This is a genomic window from Rhizobacter sp. (assembly GCF_031412075.1).
Taxonomy (GTDB): domain Bacteria; phylum Pseudomonadota; class Gammaproteobacteria; order Burkholderiales; family Burkholderiaceae_C; genus Rhizobacter.
The window spans coordinates 1-4,100 of sequence record NZ_JANOCG010000453.1; the positions used below are offsets into that span (position 1 = coordinate 1).

The 4,100-nt window shown below is 66.5% G+C and carries 6 protein-coding genes; 2 read left to right on the forward strand and 4 right to left on the reverse strand.

The window, feature by feature from the left end; genetic code table 11:
- Positions 1–421 (forward strand): VOC family protein (locus RMO40_RS17210; RefSeq protein WP_309724075.1); only part of this gene is annotated, 421 nt, incomplete at its 5' end.
- 21 nt (positions 422–442) lie between these two features.
- On the opposite strand, the gene RMO40_RS17215 is transcribed toward RMO40_RS17210, so the two are convergent.
- The 4 genes from RMO40_RS17215 to RMO40_RS17230 all read right to left on the reverse strand — a co-directional run bounded on the left by RMO40_RS17215 (position 443) and on the right by RMO40_RS17230 (position 3,095).
- On the reverse strand, positions 443–1,093 hold the full coding sequence (locus RMO40_RS17215; RefSeq protein WP_309724076.1) for a BLUF domain-containing protein: 651 nt from the start codon (positions 1,091–1,093) through the stop codon (positions 443–445).
- A gap of 276 nt (positions 1,094–1,369) precedes the next feature.
- Positions 1,370–2,029, reverse strand: coding sequence for a glutathione S-transferase (locus tag RMO40_RS17220; protein WP_309724078.1), 660 nt, complete (start codon positions 2,027–2,029; stop codon positions 1,370–1,372).
- 23 nt (positions 2,030–2,052) lie between these two features.
- Complete coding sequence (locus tag RMO40_RS17225) at positions 2,053–2,532, reverse strand: SRPBCC domain-containing protein (RefSeq protein WP_309724081.1); 480 nt, start codon at positions 2,530–2,532, stop codon at positions 2,053–2,055.
- A 71-nt stretch (positions 2,533–2,603) separates the two neighbouring features.
- Positions 2,604–3,095 (reverse strand): DUF1499 domain-containing protein, encoded by a 492-nt coding sequence (locus RMO40_RS17230; RefSeq protein ID WP_309724083.1) that lies wholly within the window; start codon positions 3,093–3,095, stop codon positions 2,604–2,606.
- Positions 3,096–3,195: 100 nt separating this feature from the next.
- Here RMO40_RS17230 and RMO40_RS17235 point away from each other — a divergent pair, with 100 nt between their 5' ends.
- Positions 3,196–4,080, forward strand: coding sequence for an alpha/beta fold hydrolase (locus RMO40_RS17235; RefSeq protein ID WP_309724085.1), 885 nt, complete (start codon positions 3,196–3,198; stop codon positions 4,078–4,080).
- Positions 4,081–4,100 lie beyond the last annotated feature (20 nt).

The following is a 4,100-nucleotide window of genomic DNA, read 5'->3' on the forward strand; positions in this document are numbered from 1 at the left end:
CTTCTACGCCGAGACCTTCCCCAACAGCGCGGTGGGAGCCGTCTATCGTGCGCCGGGCGACTACCCCATGGGCAAGCAGGGCGATGTCTTGACGGTTGATTTCAGCGTCATCGGCATCCCTTGCATGGGCCTCAACGGTGGCCCGATGTTCAAGCACACCGAGGCCTTTTCGTTTCAGGTGGCGACCGATGACCAGGCCGAAACCGACCGTTTGTGGAACGCGATCGTCGGCCACGGCGGGCAAGAAAGCGCCTGCGGCTGGTGCAAGGACAAATGGGGTTTGTCGTGGCAGATCACGCCACGCGCCCTCACCGCGGCGATCGCCGACCCTGACCGCGCCGTGGCCAAGCGCGCGTTCGAGGCGATGATGGAAATGAAGAAGATCGACATCGCGGCGATCGAGGCAGCGCGGCGCGGTTGATGCACCGGTGGCCCTGCGCAGTCACCCCCGCATCGACAGGTAGCCCCCGGCAAGCAACGCGGCAACCGCAATGAGCGTGCCGATCACTTTGATCGTTTTGCCGTTGCCGCCTTTCGCGGCAACCGGCGAGCCCTTGGGTGGCACCGCACGCGCCGTCTTGCCCGAATCGATGGCGCCGACCGGCGCCTTGCGCGCCGGGCGATCCGGTGCGTCGGCCGGGTTGTTCTGGACCGGGGGCGCGAGCTCGGCCTCGCGTTCCATGTAAGCGACCACCGCCTCGATGTGTTGCGGCGACATGCCATAGGGATCGAAACGACTCATGCCCAAGGACTGCATCAAGCGCCGCAGCGCAGCCTCTCCCGGCGCGTACTTCATCGACCAGGCATCGAACGAGGTGCGATCGATGTTCTTCCTCGACAGCACGGTCACATCACGATGGCGAGGATCGGCAGCAATCTTTTCGTACAGCGAGTCCACGGCCTGATCGTCGCCTTCGAGGCATTGGAGGAAACATCCCTCACCAAACAGCAGCCCGCCGACGATGCCGCGCGCGGCGTTGTTCTTGCGCGATTTGGCGAGGATTCGTGCCACGCTGGGGTCGAGCCCCTGGTGGGCCGCACCGGGCTCAAAAGTAGAGCGACTGGAATAAACCAAACGGATGAGTTTGCTCATTGAAATATCCTGATTCTTGGGGCTCGGCACAGCGCCCGAACTGCTGGCCATCGGCGAGTCTGACACCAAGTCCAAGTACTTCGGTGGCACAGGTTTGTTGTTTCAACAAATAGCGCACGATTCGCCCGAGCGGAGGACATGCGCACCCGCATGGCCAGGGGCCGCGCAGTGGCTCGGCGAGGTCGTGCCTGTGCATGCACCTCGTCTGTCAAAGCGCCCCGTGGAAAGAACCGGCAAAGGCCGGACTGGCGCCTGATGTTCCGGGGCACTCTCAGCTCAGCCCACCAGCGCGGGAAAAACCTCGCAGGACTGCGGCGTCAGCTTGGTCATGCATGCCGCGAACAAACCGCTGCCAAGCCAGGCAGCCAGCCAGGCTTGTAGCGCAGGCAACTCACGGTCAGCAAACCAGCGCGGCTCCACGGCGGCGAACTGGCGCACGAAGGGAAAGATCGCCAGGTCGGTGGCGCAAGGGGTGGCGCCGCCGAGATATGGCTGGCCGTGCAGCCGCGCCTGCAGCGGAACCAGCAATGCCGCCATGGCGTGGGAGCGTTCGACCTCCCTAAATGTCACTTCCCCCGGATAGCGCTCTGGGTACTTGTAGCGATCCAGGTGGCGCTTGAAGTCCCCGTCGTTGCGCCGCAGCAGGTCGAGGTTCTCAGCGGATTGCGCCCTGCTCCACCAGCCCTCCGGATCGTCTGGCTCGAGGGCCCAACGCATGATGTCCCAGCTCTCATCGAGCACCCGCCCGTCGGGCAGGTGCAGCACTGGCACCGTGCCTTTGGGCGACAAAGCCCACAGCGCAGCGGGCTTGTCGCGCAAGACGATCTCGAAGGCCCGGAAACCCCGCTTCGCTTGGAGCAGAGCCAGGCGCGCGCGCATGGCGTAGGGGCAGCGGCGGTAGGTGTAGAGCAGCGGCAGGGTGCGGACGTCAGGCATGTGAATACCGCGGCCGCGCCGGCTCAGCGCAATTGCTGCGCGAACGTCTCGAGCTGGGTGATGCCGGTGCCCCAACCGTCGAAGAAACCCATCTGCTCGTGGCTGTCGCGCGTGGCCTTGTCGGGGTGCATCACGGTGGCGGTGTAGCGGGTGCCCTCGCCTTCGTCGGCCAAGGTGATGATGGCGGTGAAAGCAAGCCAGGGGGTTGCCGGGCGCCAGTCTTCGGTGAGCAGCGAGGTGAAGACGATGCGCTGCCCTGGCACCACCTCCAGGAAGCTGCCCGGGTTGTCGCTGGTGCCACCGTCAGGGCCGCGCATGAAGGTGTAGAACGCGCCGCCGGCGCGCAGGTCGAAGGCGCGTACCTCGGTCGTCCAGGGCTTGGGGCACCACCATTCCTTGAGCAGCGCGGGCTCGGTCCACGCACGCCACACGGCGGCGCGCGGTGCGCGCACCAGGCGCGAGATGACGAGGTCTTGTTCGCTCAGTGGGGCGGTCTGGTTCATGGGGGTTCTCCTGGTGAAGCTTTTCGGCCGAGGCGGCCATGGAGTCGGTGCGTGCGTCCCGTGGCGCTGCTTCAAGACGCCGCAGCCAGCCCCGCGCGCACCGCGTCGACGCGCTTGCGGTTGGCGCCCTGGTCGCTCTTGCCCAAACGCGAGGCCGAGCGCACCTGGATCACCTGGGCCGCTGGGTCGTACCAGAACTCCACGTCGTCGACATACTTCATCAGCTTGGTGGTGAACTGCGCATAGAGGTAATCGGGCTGGCTCTTCACGACCTTGGCACCGGGCATGGCCTCGACCACCGCCTTGAGCTTGGCCAGCGTCACAGGGCCGTCGCCGCGCAGGGCGAGCGGGGCGATCTCGGCGTAGCGGCGCTGCGGGTGATCGGGGTAGAGCCCGGCCTGGCTGCTCACGCAGTTGTCGGTTTTTGACAGCGGCTTGAGCTTGCCTTCGCGCACGCCCAGGTCGGGCGGCTCCTTGCCTGTGAGCAGGCCTGCCTGGCCGGCCGCTATCGCCGCCAGCACCAGCACGATCAATACGATCACGATCCATTTCAGCAGCAACATGGGCACCTCTCGGCAGTGGTTGAACCGCGTAGTTGAACACCCTTGCTGCCGATACCCAAACGCCGGCCAAGCTTATTGCCGGCGTGCAACCATGCAGGTCATGAGTTCGCAACCCAAGCGCCTGTCGCGCCACCGCCTTTTCGCCCTGGTCGGAATCATCGTGCTGGGCCTGGGCCTGCAGGTGGGTTGCGCCACGCTCGACGAGCGCCAGCGCGGCTGGATCTTCCAGCCCAGCGACCGCACCTGGTACGGCGGGTTGGCCGCGGCCGAGGGCATGCAAGACGTGTGGATCCACTTCACCTCGCGCGCGGCCGATGCCGCGGGCCAGCAGGTGAAGCTGCACGCGCTGTGGGTCCCGCAGACCGACCCCAAGGCCCCCGTGCTGCTGTACCTGCACGGCGCCCGCTTCGACGTGCGCGGCAGCTCACCGCGCATGCGCCGCATGCACGAACTGGGGTTCGCCGTGCTGGGTGTCGACTACCGCGGCTTCGGCCGCAGCAGCCCGGGCCTGCCGTCGGAAGAAATGGCCGCCGAAGACGCGCGTGCCGCCTGGAGCTGGCTGGCCACGCAGCACCCGCAATCGCAACGTTTCATCTTCGGCCACTCGCTGGGTGGCGCCATCGCGGTGCAACTCGCCACCGAGGTCGCCGACGAGACGGGGCTGATCGTCGAAGGCAGCTTCACCTCCATCCCCGACGTGGTGAGCACCTTCCGTTGGGGCTGGCTGCCGGTGTCTCCCTTCATCACGCAGCGTTTCGACGCCGCCTCACGCATTGCCGACGTGGGCTCGCCGGTGCTGGTGGTGCACGGCAGCCAAGACACGCTGATCAGCCCCGCGCTGGGGCAAGGCCTGTTCGAGCGTGCACGCGAGCCCAAGCGCTTCTTGCTGGTCGAAGGGGGCTCGCACCACAACACCAACGCCGTGGGCCAGCCCTTGTACCGGCGGGCGCTGGCCGATCTGTTCGGCCTGCAAGCTGCGCCCTGAGGGCAGCTTGGGCAGCCAGG